The sequence below is a fragment of the Streptomyces sp. McG3 genome (assembly GCF_018619185.1).
In the GTDB taxonomy this organism is placed as follows: domain Bacteria; phylum Actinomycetota; class Actinomycetes; order Streptomycetales; family Streptomycetaceae; genus Streptomyces.
The window spans coordinates 1-24,126 of sequence record NZ_JAAXYC010000034.1; the positions used below are offsets into that span (position 1 = coordinate 1).

General features: G+C 72.6%; 23 protein-coding genes. 16 read left to right on the forward strand and 7 right to left on the reverse strand.

Going from position 1 to position 24,126, the window contains the following annotated elements; genetic code table 11:
• The first annotated feature begins 36 nt into the window (after positions 1 to 36).
• The 3 genes from HET64_RS08480 to HET64_RS08490 all read left to right on the forward strand — a co-directional run bounded on the left by HET64_RS08480 (position 37) and on the right by HET64_RS08490 (position 2,590).
• Entirely contained in the window at positions 37 to 1,785 is a 1,749-nt protein-coding gene (locus tag HET64_RS08480) for an ABC transporter ATP-binding protein (protein WP_215103443.1), read from the forward strand.
• A 135-nt stretch (positions 1,786 to 1,920) separates the two neighbouring features.
• On the forward strand, positions 1,921 to 2,082 hold the full coding sequence (locus tag HET64_RS08485) for a hypothetical protein (protein WP_215103444.1): 162 nt from the start codon (positions 1,921 to 1,923) through the stop codon (positions 2,080 to 2,082).
• Positions 2,083 to 2,212: 130 nt separating this feature from the next.
• Positions 2,213 to 2,590, forward strand: a complete 378-nt coding sequence (locus tag HET64_RS08490; RefSeq protein ID WP_251144999.1) for a PaaI family thioesterase — start codon at positions 2,213 to 2,215, stop codon at positions 2,588 to 2,590.
• 63 nt (positions 2,591 to 2,653) lie between these two features.
• Here HET64_RS08490 and HET64_RS08495 read toward each other — a convergent pair whose 3' ends face one another.
• Together HET64_RS08495 and HET64_RS08500 are read right to left on the reverse strand one after the other, a co-directional pair.
• On the reverse strand, positions 2,654 to 2,869 hold the full coding sequence (locus HET64_RS08495; RefSeq protein ID WP_251144996.1) for a hypothetical protein: 216 nt from the start codon (positions 2,867 to 2,869) through the stop codon (positions 2,654 to 2,656).
• Complete coding sequence (locus HET64_RS08500; RefSeq protein WP_215103446.1) at positions 2,866 to 3,825, reverse strand: EamA family transporter; 960 nt, start codon at positions 3,823 to 3,825, stop codon at positions 2,866 to 2,868. Before HET64_RS08500 ends, HET64_RS08495 begins: the two co-directional genes overlap by 4 nt.
• 195 nt (positions 3,826 to 4,020) lie before the next feature.
• Between HET64_RS08500 and HET64_RS08505 the strand changes: the two genes are divergently transcribed.
• Together HET64_RS08505 and HET64_RS08510 are read left to right on the forward strand one after the other, a co-directional pair.
• On the forward strand, positions 4,021 to 4,896 hold the full coding sequence (locus HET64_RS08505; protein WP_215103447.1) for a LysR family transcriptional regulator: 876 nt from the start codon (positions 4,021 to 4,023) through the stop codon (positions 4,894 to 4,896).
• A gap of 118 nt (positions 4,897 to 5,014) precedes the next feature.
• Positions 5,015 to 5,716 carry a 2-phosphosulfolactate phosphatase gene (locus HET64_RS08510; RefSeq protein ID WP_215103448.1) on the forward strand — a complete coding sequence of 234 codons (702 nt, stop codon included), beginning with the start codon at positions 5,015 to 5,017 and terminating at the stop codon, positions 5,714 to 5,716.
• Between the two features lie 32 nt (positions 5,717 to 5,748).
• Here HET64_RS08510 and HET64_RS08515 read toward each other — a convergent pair whose 3' ends face one another.
• Entirely contained in the window at positions 5,749 to 6,180 is a 432-nt protein-coding gene (locus HET64_RS08515; protein WP_215103449.1) for an arsenate reductase ArsC, read from the reverse strand.
• 95 nt (positions 6,181 to 6,275) lie between these two features.
• Between HET64_RS08515 and HET64_RS08520 the strand changes: the two genes are divergently transcribed.
• On the forward strand, positions 6,276 to 6,584 hold the full coding sequence (locus HET64_RS08520; protein ID WP_215103450.1) for a helix-turn-helix transcriptional regulator: 309 nt from the start codon (positions 6,276 to 6,278) through the stop codon (positions 6,582 to 6,584).
• The gene (gene arsB / locus HET64_RS08525; RefSeq protein ID WP_215103451.1) at positions 6,581 to 7,699 is read left to right on the forward strand and encodes an ACR3 family arsenite efflux transporter; all 1,119 of its coding nucleotides are present in this window, start codon (positions 6,581 to 6,583) and stop codon (positions 7,697 to 7,699) included. The genes HET64_RS08520 and arsB overlap by 4 nt, the downstream gene beginning before the upstream one ends.
• Positions 7,700 to 7,753: 54 nt before the next feature.
• Here the strand turns inward: arsB and HET64_RS08530 are convergent, their stop codons facing one another.
• Both HET64_RS08530 and HET64_RS08535 read right to left on the reverse strand, forming a co-directional pair.
• Positions 7,754 to 8,260: a GNAT family N-acetyltransferase gene (locus HET64_RS08530; RefSeq protein ID WP_215103452.1), complete on the reverse strand. Its 507-nt coding sequence runs from the start codon at positions 8,258 to 8,260 to the stop codon at positions 7,754 to 7,756.
• Between the two features lie 22 nt (positions 8,261 to 8,282).
• On the reverse strand, positions 8,283 to 8,660 hold the full coding sequence (locus tag HET64_RS08535) for a helix-turn-helix transcriptional regulator (protein WP_215103453.1): 378 nt from the start codon (positions 8,658 to 8,660) through the stop codon (positions 8,283 to 8,285).
• 248 nt (positions 8,661 to 8,908) lie between these two features.
• Here HET64_RS08535 and HET64_RS08540 point away from each other — a divergent pair, with 248 nt between their 5' ends.
• Complete coding sequence (locus tag HET64_RS08540; RefSeq protein ID WP_215103454.1) at positions 8,909 to 10,303, forward strand: NAD(P)-binding domain-containing protein; 1,395 nt, start codon at positions 8,909 to 8,911, stop codon at positions 10,301 to 10,303.
• 40 nt (positions 10,304 to 10,343) lie between these two features.
• Here HET64_RS08540 and HET64_RS08545 read toward each other — a convergent pair whose 3' ends face one another.
• A complete protein-coding gene (locus HET64_RS08545) occupies positions 10,344 to 11,582 on the reverse strand; it encodes an APC family permease (protein WP_215103476.1) in 1,239 nt (412 codons plus the stop codon).
• A 254-nt stretch (positions 11,583 to 11,836) separates the two neighbouring features.
• Here HET64_RS08545 and rpmF point away from each other — a divergent pair, with 254 nt between their 5' ends.
• From rpmF to HET64_RS39840, 4 genes are all read left to right on the forward strand, one after another.
• Positions 11,837 to 12,007: a 50S ribosomal protein L32 gene (rpmF, locus tag HET64_RS08550; protein WP_215103455.1), complete on the forward strand. Its 171-nt coding sequence runs from the start codon at positions 11,837 to 11,839 to the stop codon at positions 12,005 to 12,007.
• 353 nt (positions 12,008 to 12,360) lie between these two features.
• On the forward strand, positions 12,361 to 13,011 hold the full coding sequence (locus HET64_RS08555; protein WP_215103456.1) for a DUF6338 family protein: 651 nt from the start codon (positions 12,361 to 12,363) through the stop codon (positions 13,009 to 13,011).
• A complete protein-coding gene (locus HET64_RS08560; protein ID WP_215103479.1) occupies positions 13,011 to 13,157 on the forward strand; it encodes a hypothetical protein in 147 nt (48 codons plus the stop codon). The genes HET64_RS08555 and HET64_RS08560 overlap by 1 nt, the downstream gene beginning before the upstream one ends.
• Positions 13,158 to 13,160: 3 nt before the next feature.
• Positions 13,161 to 16,679: a CHAT domain-containing protein gene (locus tag HET64_RS39840; RefSeq protein WP_215103457.1), complete on the forward strand. Its 3,519-nt coding sequence runs from the start codon at positions 13,161 to 13,163 to the stop codon at positions 16,677 to 16,679.
• Between the two features lie 54 nt (positions 16,680 to 16,733).
• Here the strand turns inward: HET64_RS39840 and HET64_RS08570 are convergent, their stop codons facing one another.
• Entirely contained in the window at positions 16,734 to 16,982 is a 249-nt protein-coding gene (locus HET64_RS08570) for a superinfection immunity protein (protein WP_215103458.1), read from the reverse strand.
• A gap of 164 nt (positions 16,983 to 17,146) precedes the next feature.
• On the opposite strand from HET64_RS08570, the gene HET64_RS08575 reads away from it, so the two are divergent.
• The 4 genes from HET64_RS08575 (at position 17,147) to HET64_RS39635 (ending at position 24,092) form a co-directional block, all read left to right on the forward strand.
• Positions 17,147 to 17,539, forward strand: coding sequence for a CU044_2847 family protein (locus tag HET64_RS08575; protein WP_215103459.1), 393 nt, complete (start codon positions 17,147 to 17,149; stop codon positions 17,537 to 17,539).
• A gap of 1 nt (position 17,540) precedes the next feature.
• Complete coding sequence (locus HET64_RS08580; protein WP_215103460.1) at positions 17,541 to 19,757, forward strand: trypsin-like peptidase domain-containing protein; 2,217 nt, start codon at positions 17,541 to 17,543, stop codon at positions 19,755 to 19,757.
• 79 nt (positions 19,758 to 19,836) lie between these two features.
• On the forward strand, positions 19,837 to 20,856 hold the full coding sequence (locus HET64_RS08585) for a MoxR family ATPase (RefSeq protein WP_215103461.1): 1,020 nt from the start codon (positions 19,837 to 19,839) through the stop codon (positions 20,854 to 20,856).
• On the forward strand, positions 20,853 to 24,092 hold the full coding sequence (locus HET64_RS39635; RefSeq protein WP_215103462.1) for an SAV_2336 N-terminal domain-related protein: 3,240 nt from the start codon (positions 20,853 to 20,855) through the stop codon (positions 24,090 to 24,092). The genes HET64_RS08585 and HET64_RS39635 overlap by 4 nt, the downstream gene beginning before the upstream one ends.
• Positions 24,093 to 24,126 lie beyond the last annotated feature (34 nt).

The window sequence follows — 24,126 nt, forward strand, 5'->3', positions numbered from 1 at the left end:
AAAAGAGACAGGCCACCAACCGAACGGAACCCCCCGGTGACCCCGGAACCCGCCACCCTGCCCATCGCCGGTCCCCGCCGGACCCGGCGGGAACTGCTGCGCCGACTCGGCGCCCACCGCTTCCGGCTCTGCGCGGCGCTGGGGACCCTCCTCGCCGGGACCGCGGTCACCCTCGCCACCCCGCCCCTCCTCGGCTCCGTCGTCGACGCGGTCACCGAAGGCTCCGGGACCGGCCGGGTGACCACGCTCGGCATCGCCCTGCTGGTGGTCGCGGCCACCGGCGCGGCCCTCGCCCTCGTGGGAGGGCGGATGCTGGTCGCCCTGGTCCAGGACGTCCTGGCCGCGCTGCGCGAGGACGTCTTCACGACCGCGATCCGGCTGCCCGCCGGCCTGGTGGAGTCCTCGGACAGTTCGGACGTGGTGTCCCGGGTGACCCACGACGTGGAGGCCATCTCGGAGGCCGCGTCCGACGTCCTGCCCGAGGTGACCGGCGCGGCCTTCACCATCGGTCTGAGCCTGGTCGGGCTCGCGGTCCTCGACCCCCGCCTCGCCCTGGCGGGCCTGGTCTGCCTTCCCGTCCACATCCTGGCCACCCGCCGCTTCCTCGCCGGCACCCACCAGGTGTACGGGGACATCCGCAAGCTGGAGTCCGCACGCGGACAGAGCGTCATCGAGGCGGTGCACGGGGCGGAGACCATTCGCGCGTACGGAACCCAGGACCGGCACCTGGCCGAGCTGTCCGACCGGGGCGAGCGGGCCATCGAGCGGCAGCGCGACGGCGTACGGCTGCGCAACCGCTTCACGGGGTGGCTCAACGCGGCGGAGTTCGTCGGACTGGCCGCCGTCCTCGCGACCGGATACGCGCTGCTCGGCGCGGGGGCGATCTCGCTCGGCGGGGCCACCGCGGCCGCCCTCTACTTCCACCGCCTGTTCGGACCGGTGGGCGCGCTCCTGGGCAGTCTGGACGACATTCAGCGGGCGACGGTGGGCCTGGCCCGGCTGGTCGGGATCACCGACCTCGCCGAACGCCGCGAGGAGGGGGCCGCCGTCCCGGGGCCGGCGCGCGCCCCGGACCCCCCGGAGATCGCGGTGCGGAACGTCTCGTTCTCGTATGACGGACTGCGCCCCGCGCTCAGCGAGGTGACCCTGACCGTGCCGGCGGGCGGCAGTGTCGCTCTCGTGGGCGCGAGCGGCTCGGGCAAGTCCACCCTGGCGCGGCTGATGGCGGGCCTGGGCGAACCCACCGGCGGCCGGATCACCGTGGGGTCGTCCGCCCGGGTGCCCGCCGTCCGGTATCTGGTGACCCAGGAGGTGCACCGGTTCGGCGGCACCCTCGCGGACAACCTCCGGCTGGCCCGCCCCGCCGCGTCCGACGAGGAGCTCCACGAGGCGCTGCGCGCGGTGGGCGCCGACTGGGCGGAGAGCCTGGAGTCCGGCCTCGACACCGTCCTCGGGCCGGGCGGCACACCTCTCGACGACGGCGCGGTCCAGCACCTGGCGCTGGCCCGCGTCCTGCTGGCCGACCCGCCCGTGGCCGTGCTCGACGAGGCCACCGCCGAGTCCGGGGCTGCGGGCGATCTGCTGCGGACAGCGCTCGCCCGGGTGACCCGGGGCCGGACCAGTGTGATCGTCGCCCACCGTCTGGACCAGGCGCGCGACGCGGACCGTATCGTGCTGCTCTCCGCCGGCCTGGTCGCCGAAGAGGGGACCCATGACGAACTGATCGCGCACGGCGGCGAGTACGCGGCGTTGTGGCGGGCGTACAGCCGGGGTGCTCCTGCCTGAGAGGGCGGATCGAGTGGTGGGGTACTGGGGGCGATCCGGGGTGCCTGGTAAGGCTGTTCGGGCAGCGGCCGGTTCGGTGACCGAGAGGCGGCCGTCGAGCTGCGGCTCGGCAGGAATCTCGGCCCGCTCAGCACGGTGCACCTGACCGCCTGTGCCGTCGTCCACCTCCCCGTCGGCGTCCTGGCACGCACGGTCCTGACCACCCGGCCGTCGGCCGCCCGGACCCTAGCCCGGGTCAGCGGTGCCATGATGATCGCCACCGGCGCCTTCCTGCTGCTGGAAGGCCTGGCCGGCTGAGGCGCCCCGACCCGCTCCACCAGACCCGGAACCGAAGGAGTACGCGTACGTGGAAGACCGGACAGAGCGGGAAGCGGCGTGCCCCGCCGTGCGCGAACGCGTCCAGGACAGCTTCGGCCGGCAGGGCCTGATGTCCCACCTCGGCGCGCGCCTCGCCCACATCGGCCCCGGCCGCGTACACATCGTGCTGCCGGCCCGCCCCGAGGTGACGCAGCAGCACGGCTACGTCCACGCGGGCGCCACCGGCGCCATCGCGGACAGCGCCGGCGGCTACGCCGCGCTCACCCTGTTCGACGAGGAGTCCGAGGTCCTCACCGTCGAGTACAAGATCAACCTCCTCGCTCCCGCGGCCGGTGACCACCTCGAAGCGATCGGCAGCGTCCTCAGATCCGGCCGCACCCTGACCGTCTGTCAGCTGGAGGTCTACGGCGTCCGGGCCGACGGCCCCCGGAAGCTCGTCGCGAACGGCCAGCAGACCCTGATCCGCGTGAACAGGACCGCCGGATGAGCCCCTGGCCCCGGTGACGATCCGGGTCGGGGCGAGCGGCATCCGGTCCTGGCCCGGGGAGGGTCAGCTCGGCCGAGCGGTCGTACGGCGACCGGTGGCGGCGCCCACGGACACCCCGAGGCTCTCTCCGATCGGGGTGAGCAGGCCGATCGGCATCAGTTCCGTCGTGAGGAAGACGAACAGGCTGGCGGTGATGGCGGCGACTCCCGCCCAGCCCCGGACCGGTGGCACCGGCTCTCCCGAGGTGGCCGGCGGGTTCGTCTCCTCGTGAACGGTCATGTCGTCTCTCCGGGTGTGGTCGGGTGTGGTTCGCGGAGGTCCCGCCGCGCCGGTGCCGGTCCGGGTGTCGCGGCGTCTGCCGGGGTGGGGCCCCGGTCCGGGGGCGGGCGCTGGCCGAGCACGACCGCACCGAGGATCACGGCCATGCCGACGATCTGGAGGACGGACAGTGTCTCGCCCTTGACCAGGTAGCCCAGCAGGGTCGCCACGACCGGACTCGCCAGCGCGAGGAAGGAGACGGCGACGGCGGGCAGGCGCTCGATGCCCCGGAACCAGACGAAGTAGCTCAGGACCGCGCCCAGGGTGATGAGGTGGGCGAACCCGATGACGTTCGATCCGGTGAGCCCGTCCGGCAGTCCTTCCAGCGACAGCCAGAACGGCAGCAGGACCAGCCCTCCCGCCGTGAGTTGCCATCCGGTGAACGTGAGCAGGCCGACGCCTTCCGGCCTGCCCCACCTCTTGGTCAACGTGATGCCCAGGGCCATGCACAGCGCACCGCCGGCGGCCGCGAGGACACCGGGGGCGTCGAGCGGCACCGCGCCCCTGAAGACGAGCAACGCCACTCCCCCGGCGCCCATGGCGCAGGCCAGGGCGTGGAGGGCTCTGATCCTGTCGCCGAGGAAGAGAGCGGCGAGGACCACGACGATCATGGGCTGGGCCGACATGATCACGGCGGCGATGCCGCCCGGCAGTCGGTAGGCGGCGAGGAAGAGCAGGAAGTTGAAGGCGCCGATGTTCAGAACGCCCAGGACCGGCGCACGCCACCACCAGACACCGGCGGGGAGTCTCCGGCCGAGGGCCAGCAGCACCAGCCCGCCGGGCAGGGCCCGCACGGTGGTCGCCAGGAGCGGCCGGTCGGGTGGCAACAGCTCGGTGGCGACCAGGTAGGTACTGCCCCAGACCGCCGGAGCGAGACCGGTCAGGGCGGCCGTACGGATGTTCTGTCTGCGCGTCATCTCGCCTCGGAGTCAGGGGGATCACGGTGGCTCCGCTTTCGGGCGCGCCGGAGAAGCCCCGGTCGCGTGGCCGACCGAAGAGGTCGGGCCCGAGGGGGCTCCTGCCGTGTGCGGTCGTCATCAGTCTCGGGCCGGGGCCATCCATGAGTCCAACACATGCTTGTCACCTGATGAATCTCGATTCACGATGGATCCATGGAGCTCCAGCAGATGCGGTACGTGATCGCCGTGGCCGAGACGAACAACTTCACGAGGGCCGCCCAGCGCTGCCTGGTGGTCCAGTCCGCGCTCAGCCACCAGATCGCGCGCCTGGAGAAGGAGTTGGGCGCCAGGCTCTTCGAACGCACCAGCCGCCGGGTCCGGTTGACCCCGGCGGGCGCGGCGTTCCTGCCCGCGGCGCGCCAGTGCCTGGACGCGGCGGAGCGCGCTGCGGCAGAAGTGGCGGCGGCCGTCGGGGAGGTGCGCGGGCGCCTGACGGTGGGCCTGATTCCCACCGTCGCCGCCGTGGACCTCCCCTCCGTCCTCAAGGACTTCCACCGGCGCCACCCCAAGGCCCGGGTCAGCCTCAGCGTGGGGGCCAGCGAGGATCTCGTCGACCAGGTCAGGGAGGGCGAGATCGAGGTGGCCTTCCTCGGCATCCCGGTCACGGCCCGGCCCCGGGGTGTCCACGCGCGGGAGCTGGCCAGGGAGCGGCTGATCGCCGTGGTCTCCCCGGCCCACCCGCTCGCCGGCGCGTCCTCGGTCGACCTTCACCGGCTGTCCTCGGAGGGGTTCGTGGACCTCCCGGCGAAGACCGCCGGCCGAGCGCAGTCCGATCTCGCCTTCGCCGCCGCCGGCCTCACCCGCGAGGTCGCCTTCGAGGTGACGAACGCCGACTACCTGGCCCGGTTGGTCGCCGCCGGCCTGGGCGTGGCCCTGCTCCCGCCCGCGTACGTCGCCGGCCTCACCGGAGTCACCACGATCGAGGTCACGGACGCGCCGGCCCGCGTCGAGTACGTGATCTGGGGCCGGGAGAGCCGAACCCCGGCGGCGGCGGCCTTCCTTGAACTCCTGGGCATCGAGACGGAGTGAGCGCGGGCACTCCGGCGGCCCGGGCCGCCGCGGCCGCTGGTTGTGCGTTGTGGCACGGCCGCTGTGAACCGCTTCACCGACCTGGCGCTCCGGGCCGGACGTACGCGATCATGACCGGATGGAAGCTCGTTTCCTCGGCATCGCCGAGCTGGCCGGAACTCCGCCCGTGGCGGTCGTGGTCGACGTCATGCGGGCGTTCACGGTGGCCGCCTGGGCGTTCGGCCGAGGCGCCGAGAAGATCGTCCTGGCCGAGTCGCCGGCCGATGCCCTGGCGCTCAAGGCACGCCATCCCGATTGGGTGGCCCTCAAGGACGGTCCGCCCGCACCCGGCTTCGACACCGTCAACTCACCCGGTCTGCTGCGATCCCTCGACCTCGGCGGACGGACCGTCGTCCAGAAGACCACGGCGGGGACCGTCGGCGCCCTCGCGGTCAAGGAAGCGTCGCTGGTGCTGTGCGCCGGCTTCGTGGTGGCGGGCGCGACGGCTCGGCTCCTGCGCCAACACGGCTGCGAAGCGGTCACGTTCGTGGTGACCGGCGAGGAGGGGCGCGCCGAGGAGGATCTGGCGTGCGCTCAGTACATCGCCCGGAGCACCAGCGGGGGCGGGACGGACGCGACTCCGTTCCTGCGCCGTGCCGCCGGGTCGCGCGCCGCCGCCGAACTGACGGGGGGCGTACGGCAGGGAGCCCATCCGGACGACGTCGCGCTCTGCCTCGAACTCGACCGGTTCCCCTTCGCCATGGTCGCGTCGCTGGAGGACTCGTTGATGGTCCTCCGCCCGTGCGCCGCGCCCGCGCCGGGCGACGAGGCTTCGCCATGATCAGGACCAGTCGGCGTGAACAACGCTCGTGATCAATACCGTTGGGCCGCGTCCTCCGGCGCGATCTCGGCGATCAAGCCCTCGACGAGGGTCCTGATCTCGTCGCGGACCGGGCGGACGGCGGCCACACCGCGACCGGCCGGGTCCTCCAGCTTCCAGTCGAGGTAGCGCTTGCCGGGGAAGACCGGGCAGGTGTCGCCGCAGCCCATCGTGACGCAGACGTCGGACTCGCGGACCGCGTCGACGGTGAGCACCTTCGGCGTCTCGGCCGAGATGTCGATCCCCACCTCGGCCATCGCCTCGACGGCGGCGGGGTTGACGGCGCCCTCGGGGTTCGAGCCCGCGGAGCGGACCTCGACGCGGTCCCCGGCCAGGTGGGTCAGCCAGGCGGCGGCCATCTGCGAGCGGCCGGCGTTGTGGACGCAGACGAACAGGACGGACGGCTTGCCGGAGGACTCGGCCATGGTGATCGTTCTCTCCCGTCGCACGGCGGAACCGGGCCGCCGATGACTTCAGCACCCGCTGGTATCAGTGAGTAGTGATGTGAGAGTATCAGCGCATGCTGACGTCAGTCGATCCTGATGTGATCCGGGCGCTGAGCGATCCGCTCCGCCTGCGGATCGTGACCCTGCTCGCCCGCGAGACGCTCTGTACGACACACCTGGTGGAGGAGACCGGAGCCAAGCAGACCAACCTGTCCAACCACCTCAAGGTGCTGCGCGAGGCCGGGCTGGTGGAGACCGAACCGTGCGGCCGCTTCACCTACTACCGGCTCAGGCCCGAGGTCCTGGCCGGACTGTCGGAGCAGTTCGCCGCGCTGGCCGAGTCCGCCCGTACCACCGGGGGGAACAAGAGGGCCTGCCCATGACCTCCGCCGAGCCCGCCACCACCGCGGCCCGGGGCGCCGGCCCGGACGGGGACGACTCGATCGTCAGGAAGCTCTCCACCCTCGACCGCTACCTCGCGGTGTGGATCCTGCTCGCCATGGCCGTCGGGCTGGGCCTGGGCCGCGCCGTTCCCGGGATGAACGACGCCCTCGCGAAGATCGAGATCGGCGGGATCTCGCTGCCGATCGCGCTCGGCCTGCTGGTGATGATGTACCCGGTGCTGGCCAAGGTCCGCTACGACCGGCTCGACCGCGTGACCGGCGACCGCAGACTGCTGGTCTCCTCCCTGGTCGTCAACTGGGTCGTCGGCCCCGCGGTCATGTTCGCCCTGGCGTGGATCTTCCTGCCGGACCTGCCCGAATACCGCACCGGACTGATCATCGTGGGCCTCGCCCGCTGTATCGCCATGGTCATCATCTGGAACGACCTCGCCTGCGGCGACCGGGAGGCCGCGGCCGTCCTCGTCGCCCTGAACTCGGTGTTCCAGGTGTTCGCGTTCGGCCTGCTGGGCTGGTTCTACCTCGACCTGCTGCCGCGCTGGATGAACCTCGGAGACGGCCAGGGCCTCGACGTCTCCGTGTGGCACATCGCCCTGAACGTCGTCATCTTCCTCGGCGTCCCGCTGCTGGCCGGATTCCTCACCCGCCGCCTCGGAGAGAAGAGGATGGGGCGCGAGCGCTACGAGCAGCGGTTCCTGCCGAGGATCGGGCCCTGGGCGCTGTACGGACTGCTGTTCACGATCGTCGTCCTCTTCGCCCTCCAGGGAAGGACGATCACCTCGCAGCCGCTCGACGTCGCACGGATCGCCCTGCCGCTGCTGGTCTACTTCGCGATCATGTTCTTCGGGACCTTCCTCCTCGGGAAGAGCCTCGGCCTGGCGTACGACCGCACCACCACGCTCGCGTTCACCGCGGCGGGCAACAACTTCGAACTCGCCATCGCGGTGGCCATCGCCACCTTCGGCGTCACCTCCGGACAGGCCCTGTCCGGCGTCGTCGGCCCGCTCATCGAAGTGCCCGTGCTGATCGGGCTGGTGTACGTCGCACTCGCCTGGCGGCGCACATTCGCCGCGAATGCGGTGACGACGACACCGTGACGCGGCACGGGCGCCCCGCGACGCCGCACCCGGGACGGCACTGCCGACCGGCCCTCACATGATGGCGGGGCTGCGGCGCTCGACGAGAACGACGTCGCGCCAGACGCCGCGGTGGCGCCCGATCCGCTCGCGGATGCCGATGACCCGGAACCCCGCCCGCTCGTGAACGGCGAGACTGGCGGGGTTCTCCGGGAAGATCCCGGCCTGAATGGTCCAGATCCCGGCCTGCTCGGTGGAGTCGACCAAGGCCTTGAGCAGGACGGAAGCGATCCCGCGGCCTCGCGCGGCGGGGTCGACGTAGACGGAGTGCTCGACGACGCCCGCGTACGCGCAGCGGTCCGAAACCCGGCCGGCCGCCACCCAGCCCAGGACCTCACCGAGCCCGCCGAGGGCGACGAAGCGGTGGCCCGGCAGCTTCGCGGCGTCAAAGCCCGGCCAGTCGGGCGGGCCGGTCTCGAAGGTGGCGTTGCCCTCGTCGATGCCCGCCCGGTAGATCGCCAGCACCTGCTCGGCGTGGTCCGCGGTCAGCGGCGCGATCACGACATCCGGCGCCCCGCTCACCGCGCGCTCCGTCCCGTCACCCTCACGGTCGGGCGGCGGGCTGCACCAGCAGCCTGCCCATCCCGGCCAGCACCGACGGTTCGACCCGGTAGTAGACCCAGGTGCCGCGCCGCTCGGACGTCAGCAGCCCGGCCTCCTTCAACTTCTTCAGGTGGTGGGAGACGGTGGGCTGGGAGACCCCGACGTCGGAGATGTCGCACACGCATGCCTCGCCGCCCTCGTGCGAGGCCACGGCGGAGAACAGCCGCAGCCGCACCGGGTCACCGAGCGCCTTGAACATCCGCGCGGCCGTCCGCGCCTCGTCGGCGGTCATCGGGCGCTCGGTCAGGGGCGGACAGCACGGCACCACACCCCGGCCGCCGTCGGGCTCGACCAGCGGCAGCACCTTCGCATTCGACATACGTCTATGTTGACACACGTCAAACCAGAGCGGCAGAGGTTCACCCGCGCGCGAGGCGGACGAGAGTGGGCCCAGGGGGCCGACGAACCGAGTGATCCCCGCCCCGCCGCCCCCACGGAGGAACCGGAGCACCGCACGGGCGAGTCCGCGATTTCGACATCTGTCTATGTTGACGCCCATCAATACAAGTGCCATCCTGGGCCGCAGAAGGCATCGACAGATGTCGAAACACGCGAGGAGTCGCCGCCGTGAACGCGCCCGCCACCACCGAACTGCCCGTCGTCGTGATCGGAGCCGGACCCACCGGCCTGGCCGCCGCGGTCCACCTGATCGACCGGGGCATCGAACCCCTGGTCCTGGAAGCAGGCGCCACCGCGGGCGCCGCGGTGCGCGACTGGGCACATGTACGCCTCTTCTCCACCTGGGGCGAGGTCGTCGACCCGGCCGCCGAGAAGTTGCTGGCCCTCACCGGCTGGACACGGCCCGCCCCGGACACGTATCCGTCCGGCGGGGACTGGGCCGAGCAGTATCTGCGGCCGCTCGCCGACGCCCTGGGCGACCGGATCCGCCTCGGCGCCCGGGTCACCGGCGTCTCCCGCGCCGGCCGCGACCGGATCGTGGACGCCGACCGCGACCAGCAGCCGTTCGCCGTGCACATCGCCCTCGCCGACGGGCGCGAGGAGCGACTCTTCGCCCGCGCCGTCATCGACGCCTCCGGCACCTGGTCCACACCGTCCCCCGCGGGCGCCGACGGCCTGCCGGCCCTCGGCGAGCAGGCCGCAGCCGACCGCATCGCCTACCGGGTCCCCGACCTCCAGGACCCGGCCGTCCGCGCCCGTTACGCGGGGCGTCGCACCGCCGTCATCGGCTCCGGGGCCTCCGCCTTCACCGCCCTCGCCTCCCTCGCCGGCCTCGCGAAGTCCGACGACGGCACGGGCACCACGGGCGTGTGGGTCCTGCGCCGGGGCCTCTCCGGCTCCACCTTCGGCGGGGGCGCGGCCGACCAGCTGCCCGCCCGCGGGGCACTCGGACTGGCCGCGAAGGCCGCTGTGGACGAGGGGTACGTGGACGCGGTCACCGGCTTCCGGACCGAAGCGATCGAACGCGACGCCCAAGGCCGCCTCGTGCTCGCGGGCGAGGACGGACGCCGCCTGGACGCGGTCGACGAGGTGATCGTGCTGACCGGCCTCCGCCCCGACCTCGACTTCCTGGACGAGCTCCGCCTCGGCCTGGACGATCGGCTGCGGGCCCCCATCGGACTGGCGCCACTGATCGACCCCAACCAGCACTCCTGCGGCACCGTCTACCCGCACGGGCACCGCGAGCTGTCCCACCCGGAACCGGGGATCTACCTGGCCGGCATGAAGTCCTACGGCCGCGCCCCGACCTTCCTCGCCATGACCGGCTACGAGCAGGTCCGCTCCGTGGCCGCCGCCCTCGCCGGCGACCTGGAAGCGGCCGACCGCGTCGAACTCACCCTCCCCGAAACGGGTGTCTGCGGCGGGGCAGGCCTCTTCGACGACCCGGCCCCCACCCAGGCCGGCACCGGAGGCTGCTGCGCGACACCCGAACCCACGGTGGTCCGGCTCGGTGCCGGAACACCGGCCGACGATGAGACGGCGGGCGGCTGCTGCTCCTCCTGACCGCCCTGGCTCTTCCTGACCGCCCTGACGCGGGGCGGCTTCAGCGGAGCCAACGGCCGCCCGCCGCCTTTCGGACACCGAAGACGGCGGCGCCGAGGACGACGACCGCGGCACCGGAGATCACGGCGCCCGGGGGCAGCGCGAAGGCGAGGACCGCGCAGCCGGTCAGGCCGACGGCGGGGACGAGGCGGTTCGGCCGCCCCTCTTCGGGGGCGAGCGTCCAGGCAGAGGCGTTGGCGATGGCGTAGTAGGCCAGCACGCCGAAGGAGGAGAACCCGATCGCCCCGCGTACGTCGGTGGTCGCGGCGAGCACGGCGACGACAGCGCCGACGGCGAGTTCGGCGCGGTGCGGGACGCCGAAGCGGGGGTGGACGGCGGCCAGGGCGTGCGGCAGGTGCCGGTCGCGGGCCATGGCCAGGGTGGTGCGCGAGACGCCGAGGATCAGTGCGAGCAGGGCGCCGAGGGCCGCGACGGCGCCCCCCACCCGGACGACGGGCGCGAGCCGGCCGGCCCCCGCGGCGCGTACGGCGTCTGCCAACGGGGCGGTCGTGTCCGCCAGTCCACCCGGGCCCAGTACCGCCAGTGCGGCGCCGGCGACGAGGGCGTAGACGGCGAGCGTGATGCCGAGCGCGATCGGGATGGCGCGCGGAAGGGTGCGGGCGGGATCCCGCACCTCCTCGCCGAGGGTGGCGATGCGGGCGTACCCGGCGAAGGCGAAGAACAGCAGCCCCGCGGACCGGATCACCCCGCCGACACCGGCGTCCGAGCCGATACGCACCCGTGAGGCGTCCGCGCCGGACGAGGTCAGGGCGGCGAGGACCACGGCGGCGAGCACCGTCAGGACCACCGCGACGACGACCCGGGTGAGCCGCGCGGACTTCTGCACACCGGCGTAGTTCACCGCGGTCAGCGCCGCCACGGCGGCCACCGCCACCGCGCGCTCCTGACCGGGCCACAGGTACGCGCCGACCGTGAGGGCCATGGCCGCGCAGGAGGCGGTCTTGCCCACGACGAACGCCCAGCCGGCCAAGTAGCCCCAGAACGCGCCCAGTCGTTCGCGGCCGTAGACGTAGGCGCCGCCGGACCGGGGATAGCGGGCGGCCAGCCTCGCCGAGAACGTCGCGTTGCAGTAGGCCACCACCGCGGCGACGGCCAGGGCGAGCAGCAGCCCCGAACCCGCGGCCTCGGCGGCCGGGCCCAGCGCCACGAAGATCCCGGCACCGATCATCGATCCCAGGCCGATCACCACCGCGTCGAACACGCCCAGCCGACGCCGCATCCCGCCCGCGCTCCCCGCGACATCCACCGTGCTCACGCGCGCTTCCCCTCGCCCCGCCCCACCGACAACTCAGCGCGCACCGTACCCGAACGGCGTGTCACGCCGGTGTCGCGGCGGGTGCGGTCACAGCAGCGGGCATCGCGGGAGCACCCGGGCGGACGGCGACCCCGCACCGAGGTTCGGCCTCCCGAGTATTTGGTGATGACTATCATTTCCATGTACCGTCTCGACACCAACGACGAAGGTGGTAACCCATGGCAGTCCCGAAGCGGAAGATGTCCCGCAGCAACACCCGTCACCGACGCGCCCAGTGGAAGGCCGTGACGCCTCAACTGGTGCCCGTCACGATCGACGGTTCCGTCCACCGGGTGCCGCAACGGCTGGTGAAGGCCTACGAGCGCGGCCTCCTGCACCCCGAGGGCTGAGACCCCCTGGAGCACAGGCCCGTGGGTGCTGACAGCGGCCCACTGTGTGAAGGGCGACGGCCTCGCACTGGACGGCGTCGTGCGCGTGGGCAGCGACCACCGCAAGTCCGGCCGCCGGCGGGCGAGGAGACGGATCTCGCCGACGCCGGCGCGAACGACGCCACCGGGGTGATCGCCGGTGCGGCCACCGCCCTGCTCGTCACCGGTGCCGCCACCGCCGTCGCGGTACGACGCCGCCTGAGGGGCTCAGGAGGTGGGCGACGGCAGGTCGCGGGAAGAGGTGTTCTGCCGACCGCGGAGCACGCGAGCCAGTAGCGTGATGGAGGGGAGTCCGTGCGACAGGGGGTGGTGACGTGCAGGCGCCCGCGACCGTCCTGCAACTCGCCCTGCTCGTCCTTCTGGTGCTGCCCGGGGTCACCTACCAGTTCGTCCGGGAACGCCGCCGCGGGCCGGTGCCCGGTGAGCGGGACCTGGGTGAGCGGGTGCTGCGGGCGATCGTCGCCTCGATCGCGCTGGACGCCCTGTACGCCGTGGTGGCGGGGCCGGCCCTGGTAGGGCTGGCGCGGGGCACCGGCGGCGGCTGGGGCGGATTCGTGGAGCGGCCGCGGCTGGTCGGTTCCGTCGCCGTGGTGCTCTTCCTCGTCGTGCCGGCCGTGGCGGCGGTCGCTGTGTCCCTGGTGGACCGGCAGCGGCGCAAGGCCCGGTTCCTGCGCACGCCCACGGCCTGGGACCACGCGTTCCGCGACCGCGAGCCGTGCTTCGTACGCGTGCGGCTCAAGGACGGCAACTGGGCGGGCGGCTGGTACGGCGACCGGTCGTACGCCTCGTCGTACCCCCACCCGGCCGAGCTCTACCTCGAATCGGCGCGGGTGATGGGCGGCGACGGGTCGTTCGGCGCGCGGGTGCGCGGGACGGCGGGCCTGCGACTGCGGGCGGAAGACTTCGACGTGCTGGAGTTCGTCGAAACCGGAGAACCGGCGGCCGTGCCGGAGGAGGAGCCGTGATGGCGCACGAACCCGAGCTCTCGCCCGAAGAGGCGGCGCTGCTGGAAGAGGCCGCGGATCGCGGCTACACCCCGAAACGCAAGCTCCCCGAGCCGGACGAGGCGCCCGGCGGACCGGCCGGCCCCTCGAACGGCACCGAGGGCTGACCCGTGGGCGGCGAACCCGCGGACGGCCACGCCGAGCGGTTCTGGGAGGCGTTCCGCGTGGCCCGGCACAGCGCGGACCCCGCGTCGGTCGAGAAGGCGATCGACCTCGGCCGTGCCTTGTCCGCCCGCGAGGACGTGGCCGGGCGCCGCACGGTGCTGTCCAATCTCGGGGGCCTGCTGCAGACCCGCTACCACCAGACCGGCGACTTCACGTTCCTGCGGGAAGCCGTCCGGAACGTCACCGAGGCCTACCTCCTGGCGTACGAGGACCCGGAGGACTCGGCGGGCTACGCCAACAACATCGGCATGCTGCTGCACACCGCGTTCACACGGAACCAGGACCGTGGAACGCTGGCCGAAGCGCTGGACTGGAGCCGGACGGCCGTCGACGAGGAATCGTCCACGAAGAGGGCGTTCTATCTGGGCAATCTCGTCGTCGCGCTCCGCACCGCGTACACCGTGACGGAGGACCGCGCGTCCCTGGCGGAAGCAGTCGAGCACGCCCGGGCAGCCGTCGCCTGCTCCCCCGATGACGTGTTCACCGCCAGGAGCCTGCACTTCCTCGCCGTCGTCCTGCGCGACTGGTCCGTGGACACAGGGGAGACCGGTGTCCTGGAGGAAGCCGTCGACGCCGCGCGGCGAGCGGTCGAGCTCACACCCGCCGGGTCGTCCGACGTGCTCGACCGGTTGAAGAACCTCGCGTACCTGCTCGACGACCGCTACCGGGCGCGCGGGGCGCGGGGTGATCTGGCCGAACTGCTCCGCGTCCGGCAAACCCTGGTGGCCCACACCCCGGTCACCGACCCGCGGCACTCGCAGAACCTCGTCGAGCTGACGACCACGGAACGGGACTGGGCCGCCCTCACCGGCGAGCGGAGGGAATCGGCCGGTGGCTGGGAACGCGCCGACACCGAAGCCGAGGCGTGCGGCCGGTACGCCGCCGAGTTCAAGCAGTCCCGGGACACTGCCCGCCTCGACCGTGCGATCGGACTCGGACGCTCGGTCGCGGCGGCGACCCCCGCCGGGCACCCTCGCCGTGGCGTGCGGCTGGACCACTTCGCCACGGCGCTGGCCACCCGCGGAGAGGAGTTCGGGGACCACGCCGCGCTCGCGGAGGCCGTCACCGTCGAGCGGGAGGCGGTCGCATGTACGTCGGCGGGCGATCCTCTGCGGGTCCAGTTCATGGGCAACCTCGCCGTCAACCTCAACGCGTTGCTCCACGCGACCGGTGACCTGGCCCATGTCATGGACGCGATCGACGTCGCGCGCCGTGCCGCCGAGGCCGCGGCCGGTCGGGGCGACCATCCGCGTGCGCTCGGGATCCTCGCCGTCATGCTGCACAACCGGTTCCGGGTCACCGGCGAGCTGCGGATGTTGTCGGAGGCGGTCGACCGGGCGCGGGAGTCCGTCCGCCTCGGCGCGGTCCTGGTCGCCGACCAGGCCCAGCGGCTCTCCAACCTCGGCGCCATGCTGTCCGACTGGTTCACCAGGACGGGCGAGGCGGGGGTGCTCGACGAGGCGATCTCCGCGCACCGCGCGGCCGCGGACGTGACGGCGGACGACGACCCGGGCAGAGCGGTGCGGCTGGCCAATCTCGGCGGTGTGCTGGGGATGGCGTACGAGAGGTTCGGCGACCGGATGGCCTTGCGGGACGCGATCGCCGCGCGTCGCGCGTCCGTGGCCGCGACTCCGCCGGAGAGCCCTCACTGGCCCGGGTACACCGCGGGCCTGGCCGCCGCGCTCGGCGACTGGTGCACCGACCCGGCCGCACCCGCCGCCGCGCCACGGGAGCCGCCGGATCCCCAGGTCCTCGCCGAGGCGGTCGGCCTGGCCAGGAGTGCGGCGGCCGGGCCCGAACAGGACGCCTACTCCCGGGCGCGTCTGCTGACCAGCGTCGCTGACGTTCTGGCGCTCGGCTTCCGGCACCTCGGCGACGACGACGCGTTGACCGAGGCACTCGACCGCTACCGGGAAGCCGCGGCGTCTGCCGGATCGCCGGTGGAGAGGCGGGCGGAAGCAGCGGACCGGTGGGGTGATCTGGCCGCCGAGGCCGGGCAGTTCGACGTGGCCGCCGAGGGGTACGCCGCCGCGGTCCGGCTGCTGCCCCGGCTCGCCGGGCGCCGTCTGGGCCGCGAGGACGCCCAGTACTGGCTGGGCCGGTTCGCCGGGGTCGCCGCCGACGCGGCCGCCTGTGCGCTGGCCGCCGGCGACGAGGTGAGCGCGGTGACCCTGCTGGAATCCGGTCGCTGCGTGCTCGCCGCCCAGGCGCTCGACAGCCGCGGCGACCTCTCCGACCTGCGCGAGCGGGCACCCGAACTGGCCGAGCGCTTCCGGGCGCTCACCGCGGAGTTCGAAACCGACACCACGAGCGACCGCGTGGCCCTCGCCGACGAACTCGACGCGGTGACCGACCGGATCCGCGGGCTGCCCGGGATGGAACGGTTCCTGCGGCCCCCGCTGCTCACCGACCTCACCGCGCAGGCGCACGAGGGCCCGATCGTGTACGTCAACGTCAGCCGCCATCGATGTGACGCGCTGATCATCACTCCGGACGGGGTCCGGTCACGCGCGCTGGGCGGGCTGAGCGAAGAGGCCGTGAGCCACCGAGTGCGCGCTCTGCACGCCGCGTTCACCGAGGGCCGGCCGGCCGTCGAGCGGACGATCCACGACACGCTCGCATGGCTGTGGGACACCGTCGCGGGCCCGGTACTCGGCGAACTGCGGCTGACAGCGGAACCGGCGGCGGACGGTCCGTGGCCGAGGATCTGGTGGGCCCCGGTCGGGGCGCTCAGCCTGCTCCCCCTGCACGCGGCGGGCCACCATCGCGACGGCGGCCCGGCGCTCCTCGACCGCGTCGTCTCCTCGACGACGCCGACGGTCCGCGCTCTGGAGCATGCCCGCGCGGGCCGCCGCGACAACCGGACCGGGCCCCGGCTGCTGGTGGTCGCGATGCCGCACACTCCGGACGCCCCTGACCTGCCCGGAGCACAGACGGAAGCCGACCACCTGGCCGCTCTCGTACCCGGCGCCACGGTCCTGGTCGGTGCGGACGCGACGCGTGACGCCGTTCTCGACGCCTTGCCGTCCAGCGGCTGGGCGCACTTCGCCTGCCACGGGTACAGCGACCCGGACAACCCTTCGGACAGCCACCTCGCGCTGCACGACCATGACCGCGCGCCGTTCCGGGTGCTGGACCTTTCCCGGCTACGCCTGCGGAACGCGGAGTTCGCGTTCCTGTCCGCCTGCGACACCGCCCGCACCACCGCGCGCCTGTCCGACGAGGCGATCCACCCGTTGGCGGCTTTTCAGATAGCCGGGTTCTCCCAGGTGGTAGGCACGCTCTGGCGCGTGGACGACGCCGTGGCACCGGCTTTCAGCCGGCGGATCTACGGCGAGTTGATCACGGACCGATCCGGCGCTCTGTGCGCGTCGGCGGCGGTCCATCGCACGGTCAGACAGCTCAGGACGGAGTATCCGAACCTGCCGTCGGTGTGGGCCGCACACGTCCACGCGGGCGCCTGACCACGGACAGTGGGTCCCAGGGGAATGGGAGCGCCGCCCGGCTGTCCCCTGCCTCTAGCTCAGCGCGGTGCCACCGGAGACGTTCAGCGGCGGGACGTCCGCAGCACGGGTGCGCATCGTCAACGCCATGTACAGGGCCACGAACCACAGCAGCCCCGTGGGGACGCTGATCAGGCTCACCACGATGACCAGCCACAGCCGCTCCACCTTCCTGCGGTAGGCGATGATCGACGGCACGAGAAGGACAAGAAGGCCCAGGGGCACGGCGATCAGTAGCTCAAAGGGACTTATGTTCGAAAGCATCAGGCCAGCTTATCCGTGAGCGGACCCCTCCGCGTGGTGCCAAGGGGTCGGCCTCCTCGCATTCCGGCGTCCTTCCCGCGGGCGAGGCGTTCCTACCGGCGTGAACCGAACGGACTTGTGGCATCCGCCCCGGCGGGTTCCTCGATTCGTGCACAATGCGGGGCATGCCGGAATACCTTGAACTCGACCTCGGCGGAGCCGCGTTACGCGTGGAGCTGGCTGCCGTGGGGGAACCAGCACCGCTCCCCGCCGCTGCGGCCGCCCCGGACGACGCCGACCTTCCCGACGGCTTCGGGACCGCCACACCTGTGGCCAGGGGGCGACGCGCCGCCGAGGTGGCGCAGGACGTGCTGAAGTCCGCGCTCAGCCCTCTCGGTCCGCTCCTCGAGGAAGTCCACGCGTCGGTCACCGGCACCGCGCACCCGCCCCAGGAGCTGACGGTCGAGTTCGGTGTCCAGATCGGCCAGGACCTCAAGCTCGGGATCGTGGGTGTGAACGGCCAGGCGACGATGACGGTGAGTGCCACCTGGCAGAACAAGGGATCCGGCGAGGCCTAGGATGGGCTGGTTCATCCGCGGTTCAGCACCCGGCTCCCACACCGCGCTGCTGCGTACGAGTGACTCCAGAGCCGCGGGCGGTGCGGTCCTCCTCTCCGCCCGCCGCATCCTCACCTGTGCCCACGTCGTCAACGACGCTCTGGGCCGCGCACTACTGAGCACCGAACACCCCGAGCATGACGGGGCGTTCGCCGTCTCCTTCCGCGGCGCCGACGCGGCCGCCGGTGTGGGAACCGGCCGCGTCTCGTTGTGGCTGCCGCCCCAGCGGCGGGCCGGCAGCCCCGTGTGGGGCGGTGACCTGGCGGTGCTGGACCTCGACGAACCCGCCCCCGACTGGACCAGGCCCGTCGTCTGGCAGGACATGCTGGAGGGCATGGAGCTGCGGGCCTGGCACGGTGGCGGCGCCGCGATCACCTACGCGAACACCGTCGCCGGCCTCCAGCACGATGGCTGCTGCTATTTGGACGGATCCCTGACCGGGGCGGCGATCGGCCCCGGCTACAGCGGTGGTCCCCTGTGGGTCAGGTCCGACGCCACTGTCGCCGGACTCGCCGTCGCGCAGGTGATGACGGACGGTCCGGCCCTCAAGGCCCAGGACACCGTGCGCCGGGGCTGGGCCGTGCCCTGGCAGACCATACGCGAGGAGATGACACGGGCGGGGGCGGGCGACGTCGTCGCGGAGTGCCAGGTGGTGCGGCAGGACCGCACCAACGGCCCCGGCGAGACCTCCGTACAGGCGATGGTGCCTCTGTTGCGCACCCTGCTGGACGACCCGGTTAGGCGGACCGACCACTGCCGCGAACTGTCGTTCGCCCTGGGGTGTGATGTGCCGACGGGCGGGACACCCGCGCCCACCCTCGACGAACTGGCGGCGGTCCTGCTCAGGGAGGACCGGGCGCTCGCCACACTGTCCGAGTCGCTGGCGCCGGCCGTAGAGCACGCCCCTCCCCGGCGCCGCGCGCTGAGCGCCCTGCTGGCACTGGGCCGCGTCGAGGACCACGTCCGGCTGCTCTCTTTCGCCGAACACCGCCAACTCGTCGCGTTCCTCCGGGCGAGCGTCCACGCCGACCCCGGTCTGATCGCGCGCGCCGCCCGTGAGGCACTCCGGTTCATGAACCTGCCGATCGTGCTCTCGCAGGCATCCCGTCCGACGTTGGTGGACGTCGACGCGATCATCCTCGACCTGGAGGACTACCCCGACGGCGGTCTCGCAGCCGCTCAGTCGGTCCCGGTTCCCGCGCTGCTCAGGCTGACCGAGTTCACCGCCGCGGCCACCAGCGACACCACGCATCGCAACAGTTTGCGCGGATGGTGCGACCGCGTCGCCGACCGACTGGGAATCAGCCCCTCGGCGCTGGCGGAGCGACGGGCGGACGCCGAGGCGTGGGCCGCCCACCGGCCGTCCCCCGTGACCCGCGTCGGCACCCGCCTCACCGCGGCGGACGGCGAGCCGGCCGGCCCCTTCCGCTGCGAGATCTGGCTCTGGCACAGGGACGGGACGCGCGTGGGCGTCGCCACCCCGAAGGGCTTCCTGGCACCCGAGGAGATCGGCAGGCTGCTGCGCCGGACGGCGGAAGGCAGCCGCGTGGCGGGCGAGCCCGCCCCCTCCCAGGTGGACGTGGTCGTCGGCCCCGCCCATCTCGAGATCGACGTCGACGGCTGGGAAACGGGCAGTGAGCTGGCGGACGGCCTCCCCGACCTCGCGGGGCTCCGGGACGTCCTCCCCGATGTCAGCGGCCTCAGCATGGCCTTGGGCAGCCGCTACCAAGTTGCTCTCCGGTGCCCCGAGTTCATCATCAGAACCGACGGCGAGGTCCAGCGCCGCTGGGCCGCCGACGAACCCCACACGCTGGTGGTCGGCGATCCCTCCGTCGATATTCAGCATCTCTACGAACTGCTGAGCACCACACACCGCGACACCCTCCGGGTCGTCCTGCACGGCCCACCGCAGCAGCGAGACCGTCTTCTGCCGGTGTGCCTGGCGATGGGCGTACCCGTCGTCCTGTGGGACCGGGCAGCCGCGTCGCACGACGACGCCCCCCGGCTCGATCACCTCGATCCGACGGGCCCGCTGGACAAGCTCCCTCAGCGGCTGCAGAACCTCCGCTCCACCCTCTACGGAGCCGAGGCGGGTCTCTCGGGCGCGAGACCGGCCCTCGTATGGCACGACACCGAGCTGTCGCTGCCCGAACCCCTGCGATTCGCGGATCCCGCATGACGTGCCGGCACCGCGTCCCCATCCCCTCGTCCCTTCCCGACATCCCCTCGTCCCTCCCCGACAAGAAGGCAGACACACGATGACGGCCCAGGCACCTCAAGGGCACCATGGCGCGGCCGCCAGCCGGCAGGACGCCGACTGGCGGCTGTTCAAGGGCGACGGCCGGGCACGCCCTGTCTCCTTCCCCGAGGCACCGCCGTGGAGGCGTTTCGGGGACAAGGAAGCACGCTCCCGGCGCACCCGGCCGTACCTGATCGGCCCGCAGGAGGCCGATGTCGTCAACGCCGCGCTCCTCCTGCGCAGGCCACTGCTGGTCACCGGGCACCCGGGGACGGGCAAGTCATCCCTCGCGCATGCCCTCGCCCACGAACTGTCCCTGGGCCGCGTCCTGCACTGGCCGGTCAACAGCCGCACCACCCTCCAGGACGCGCTCTACCGTTACGACGCGATCGGCCGCCTCCGCGAAACCAACAGGCGCCGGAACACACCGGGCGAAGACGACACACCGCAGGAAGAGCCCGGCATCGGATCCTACGTACGTCTCGGCCCTCTCGGGACCGCGCTCGTGCCGTCGGCATCCCCACGGGTGCTCCTCGTGGACGAGCTGGACAAGGGCGACGTCGACCTGCCGAACGACCTGCTCAACGTCTTCGAGGAGGGCGAGTTCGAGATCCCGGAGCTGGCACGGCTCACGGAGGAGCAGTCCGCCGTGAGCGTCATGACCGCCGACTCCGACGCCTGGACGGACGTCGTCCGCGGACGTATCCGCTGCACCGAGTTCCCCGTCGTCATCATCACGAGCAACGGCGAACGCGACTTCCCGCCTGCCTTCCTGCGCCGATGCGTCCGTCTGGACCTTCCGGAACCGGACGAGGAGCGGCTGCGCGCCATCATCTCCGCCCACCTGGACCCGGACGGCCAGGAAGGAGGCACGGACGGGTTCGACGACTTGATGCGCGCGTTCCTCGCCCGCAGGGCCCGCGGTGAACTGGCCACGGACCAACTGCTCAACGCCGTCTTCCTGCGCCGCGGAGGCGTCGAACTGGACGCCGAGGGGCTACTGGACGCCGTACTGCACCGCCTCGGCAGAACCTTGTGACCGCTGGGCCCGAGCTCGGGCGGATCCGCAGGGCCCTGGCGGCGGACGGCGAGCCGCTCGACGCCGAGGAGCTCCTCGATGTCCTCTGGCTGGCCGCACGGCTGCCCCTGTCCGCCGCCACGGCACTCGCGCGCGCTGCGGCCCTCGCCGAACCGCCGGACGCGGTTCCCGCCCACCAGGACACCGATGGCCCCACCCCGGTCGCTTCCCCGCTGCCGGGCCACGACGCGCAGAACACCGCGACGACGGATGCCGGGCCCGGCCCCGTCCTTCGGCCGGCGAAGGAGACCGGCCTGCACGCCGCGCCTGTCGCGCAACAGCCCCCCGCCCGTTCCGACCGGCCGGCGATGGCCGTACGAGCTCCCGGTGTCAAGGCGCTCGGCGGCGCGGAACTCCGCCTCGGGCGGGCTCTCCGTCCCTTGAAGCAGATGCGCCCCGACTTCCTGCGCAGCGAACTCGACATCAACGCGACGGTCACGGCCATGGCGGAGACAGGGCTCCCGGAAGCCGTGCTCCGCCCGGCGACGACGCGGTGGCTCGACCTGACCGTCCTCGTCGACGACGGCGTCTCGATGCTCCTCTGGCAGGGGCTCGCCAGTGAGCTCCGAAGGCTGCTGGAACGCTGCGGCGCCTTCCGCCAGGTACGCGTCCACGGCCTGGGCACCCGCGGTCCCACCGGGCCGCGGCTGCGTAGCCGCCCCTATGGTGCCTCCGCTGCGACCCTGCCCCTGTCCGCGGTGCTCGACCCGTCCGGCAACACGCTGCTGCTCGTCGTGAGCGACGGTGTCGGCAGGTCCTGGCGGGACGGGTCGATGCACGAGGCGCTGCTGCGCGCCGCATCGGCCGGGCCGACGGCGGTGGTGCACACTCTGCCCCGGCGCCTGTGGGCCGGGACGGGCATCGACGCACGGTCGTGGCGGGTGACGGCTCGACGCCGAGGCGCGGCGAACCGGTCCTGGCGCGTCGAAGACCCGTTGCTGCCCCCCGAACTCGCTCCCTTCGACGGGGTGCCCGTCCCGGTGCTCGCCACCGACGGCGATGTCGTCGGTACGTGGTCCCGGCTGATCGGCTCCCCGGGAGAAACCGCGCTGTTGCCTCTGCTCACCCTGCCGCCTCGCACGGTCCCCGCTCCGGAGCCGCCCCACTCGCCGCATCGCGACCGTACGGTCGGCGCGCAGGAAGCCGTGACGCGCTTCCGGGACTCCGCGTCCGCGGACGCCTATCGCCTCGCGGCGCACCTGGCCTCCGTCGCACCGCTTCCCGTGCCGGTCATGCGGATCGTCCAGCACGCGGTGACTCCGGCCGTGGACACGTCCCACCTGGTCGAGGTCTTTCTCGGCGGACTCATGCTCAGCGCCGACGAGACGGAACGCCCGCCGCACCAGAGGACGTTCGACTTCGCGGAGGAGACCCGCCAGATCCTGCTCGGCACCGTACCGCCCGCCGAACTGGTGCGCACCACGCGGAGGGTGACGGCCCACCTCAGCGAACTCAGCGGCTCTCCGGCTGACTTCCCGGCCTGGCTACCTCACCCGGGCGGCTCGGATCGGGTATCGGCCGACTCGCGAAGGCCGTTCGGCTGGGTGGGCGATACCCTCCTGCGCAGACTCGGCGTCTCGCCGCCGGACGTCTCCGAGCACGAGACACCGCCGCCGTCACCGGACGACGAACTGCGGCCGCTGCCGCCCGGTCCGGCACTCGCCCTCGACACGACGCGGTGGCGCCGGCTCACGGTCTCCGATCAGCGCTTCGAGGGCCGGTGGGCTCTGCCGTACGACGTCTTCGCCGAGTACGGGCCGGTCGAGAGCGGTGTCTTCCTCGCACACGACGGGGAGGGTCATCTGCTGGTCATCCGGAGACTGGCCGATGAGCCCGACGCTCACGACCTGATCGCTACGGAGGTGCTCGCACTTCAGCGCATGAACGGCTCCTGCTCGCCGCTTCTGATGGCATGGGAGCCCGACCACGAGCAACCGTGGCACGCCGTCCTGTGTTCCCTGGACGAGCCGTCGCAACCCGCTCCCAACTTGCATGACTTCACCGGTCGGCACGGGCTCCTCCACCACGCGGGCCTGCTCGCGGTCGCCCGTCAGCTCGCGGGCGGTCTGGCCCGGGCCCACGAGCTGGGTCTGGTCCATGGAGCCCTGACGTCCGGCAGGGTGCTGATCGCAGGGCGCGACGCACAGATCCTGGGGTGGTTGACCGCGTCGGTGGACGATGTGGACAGTCGGTATTGGTCCGTCCATCGCCAGCACCCGCGCTACCGGGCCCCGGAACTGAACGACGCCACGGAGGGACCGAGCCGGGAGGCCGACGTCTACGCTCTCGGGTGCGTCCTGGTGGAGGCCGCGGTCGGCCAGGGCTATTACGGGGGCCCGTCCGACGCGCTGGAGGCAGCCAGGGAGTCGCTCGAACCCGCCTTCATCGGCATCCTCCGCGCCTGTCTTCATGACGACCCCGCCCGCAGACCCGCCGCGCTTCAGCTGCGCCAGGCTCTCGACTCCCTGGCGAATCGGGAGACCGATCCGTTGACGATCGCACTCGGTTTCGACGCCGAGCTGAACTCCGTACGGCTCGACCTGCGCGGCGACTCCGGCAGTGGCGAGGGTCCCCACCTGCTGTGCCAGGGACGTCCGGCGCGGGTACGCAGAGACCTGCTGCTGGGGGTGCTGGAGCAGATCTCGCACCAGGGGGGCGACGGGGTGGACTTCATCCTCGCCGACTACGACAACCTCAGCGGTTTCGACCGGTTCGCGCAGCGTCCACGCGACGTCGCCTTCCTCGGCCTTCGCCGGGGCGGAACGGACGTCCTGACGCTGGGCAATCTGCTTCGGCGGGAAATGAGGCGCCGCGAGAACGTCTGGAGTTGGCGAAGCACTCCCGCAGGCGCCCGCGGCGCCTCCGAACAGGGCCGCCCGCCACACTTGATCGTGGCCATGGACGACTTCCCCCGGGTCCATCGTCTGGCACCCGAACTGCACACCGCCCTGCGCGAGGTGGCCAGGGCCGGCGGGCGGCTCGGTATCCATCTGATCATGTCCGCCGATCACATGGACCTGGTGGCCACCGACGAAGCCTTCGTCAGTCGGTGTGCCCGCGTCGACTTGCTGAGCCGGACCGTCGAGGGCGGCGCCCTGTCACTGGACGGGGCCGTTCTCCGCATCCGTTCCGAAGAGGGACCGGTCTACTTCACCACGGGGCGCGAGTCGACCACCGGGACACAGCGGCGAACATGAACGGCGGGCCCTACCGGCGCCCGGTCCACACGGC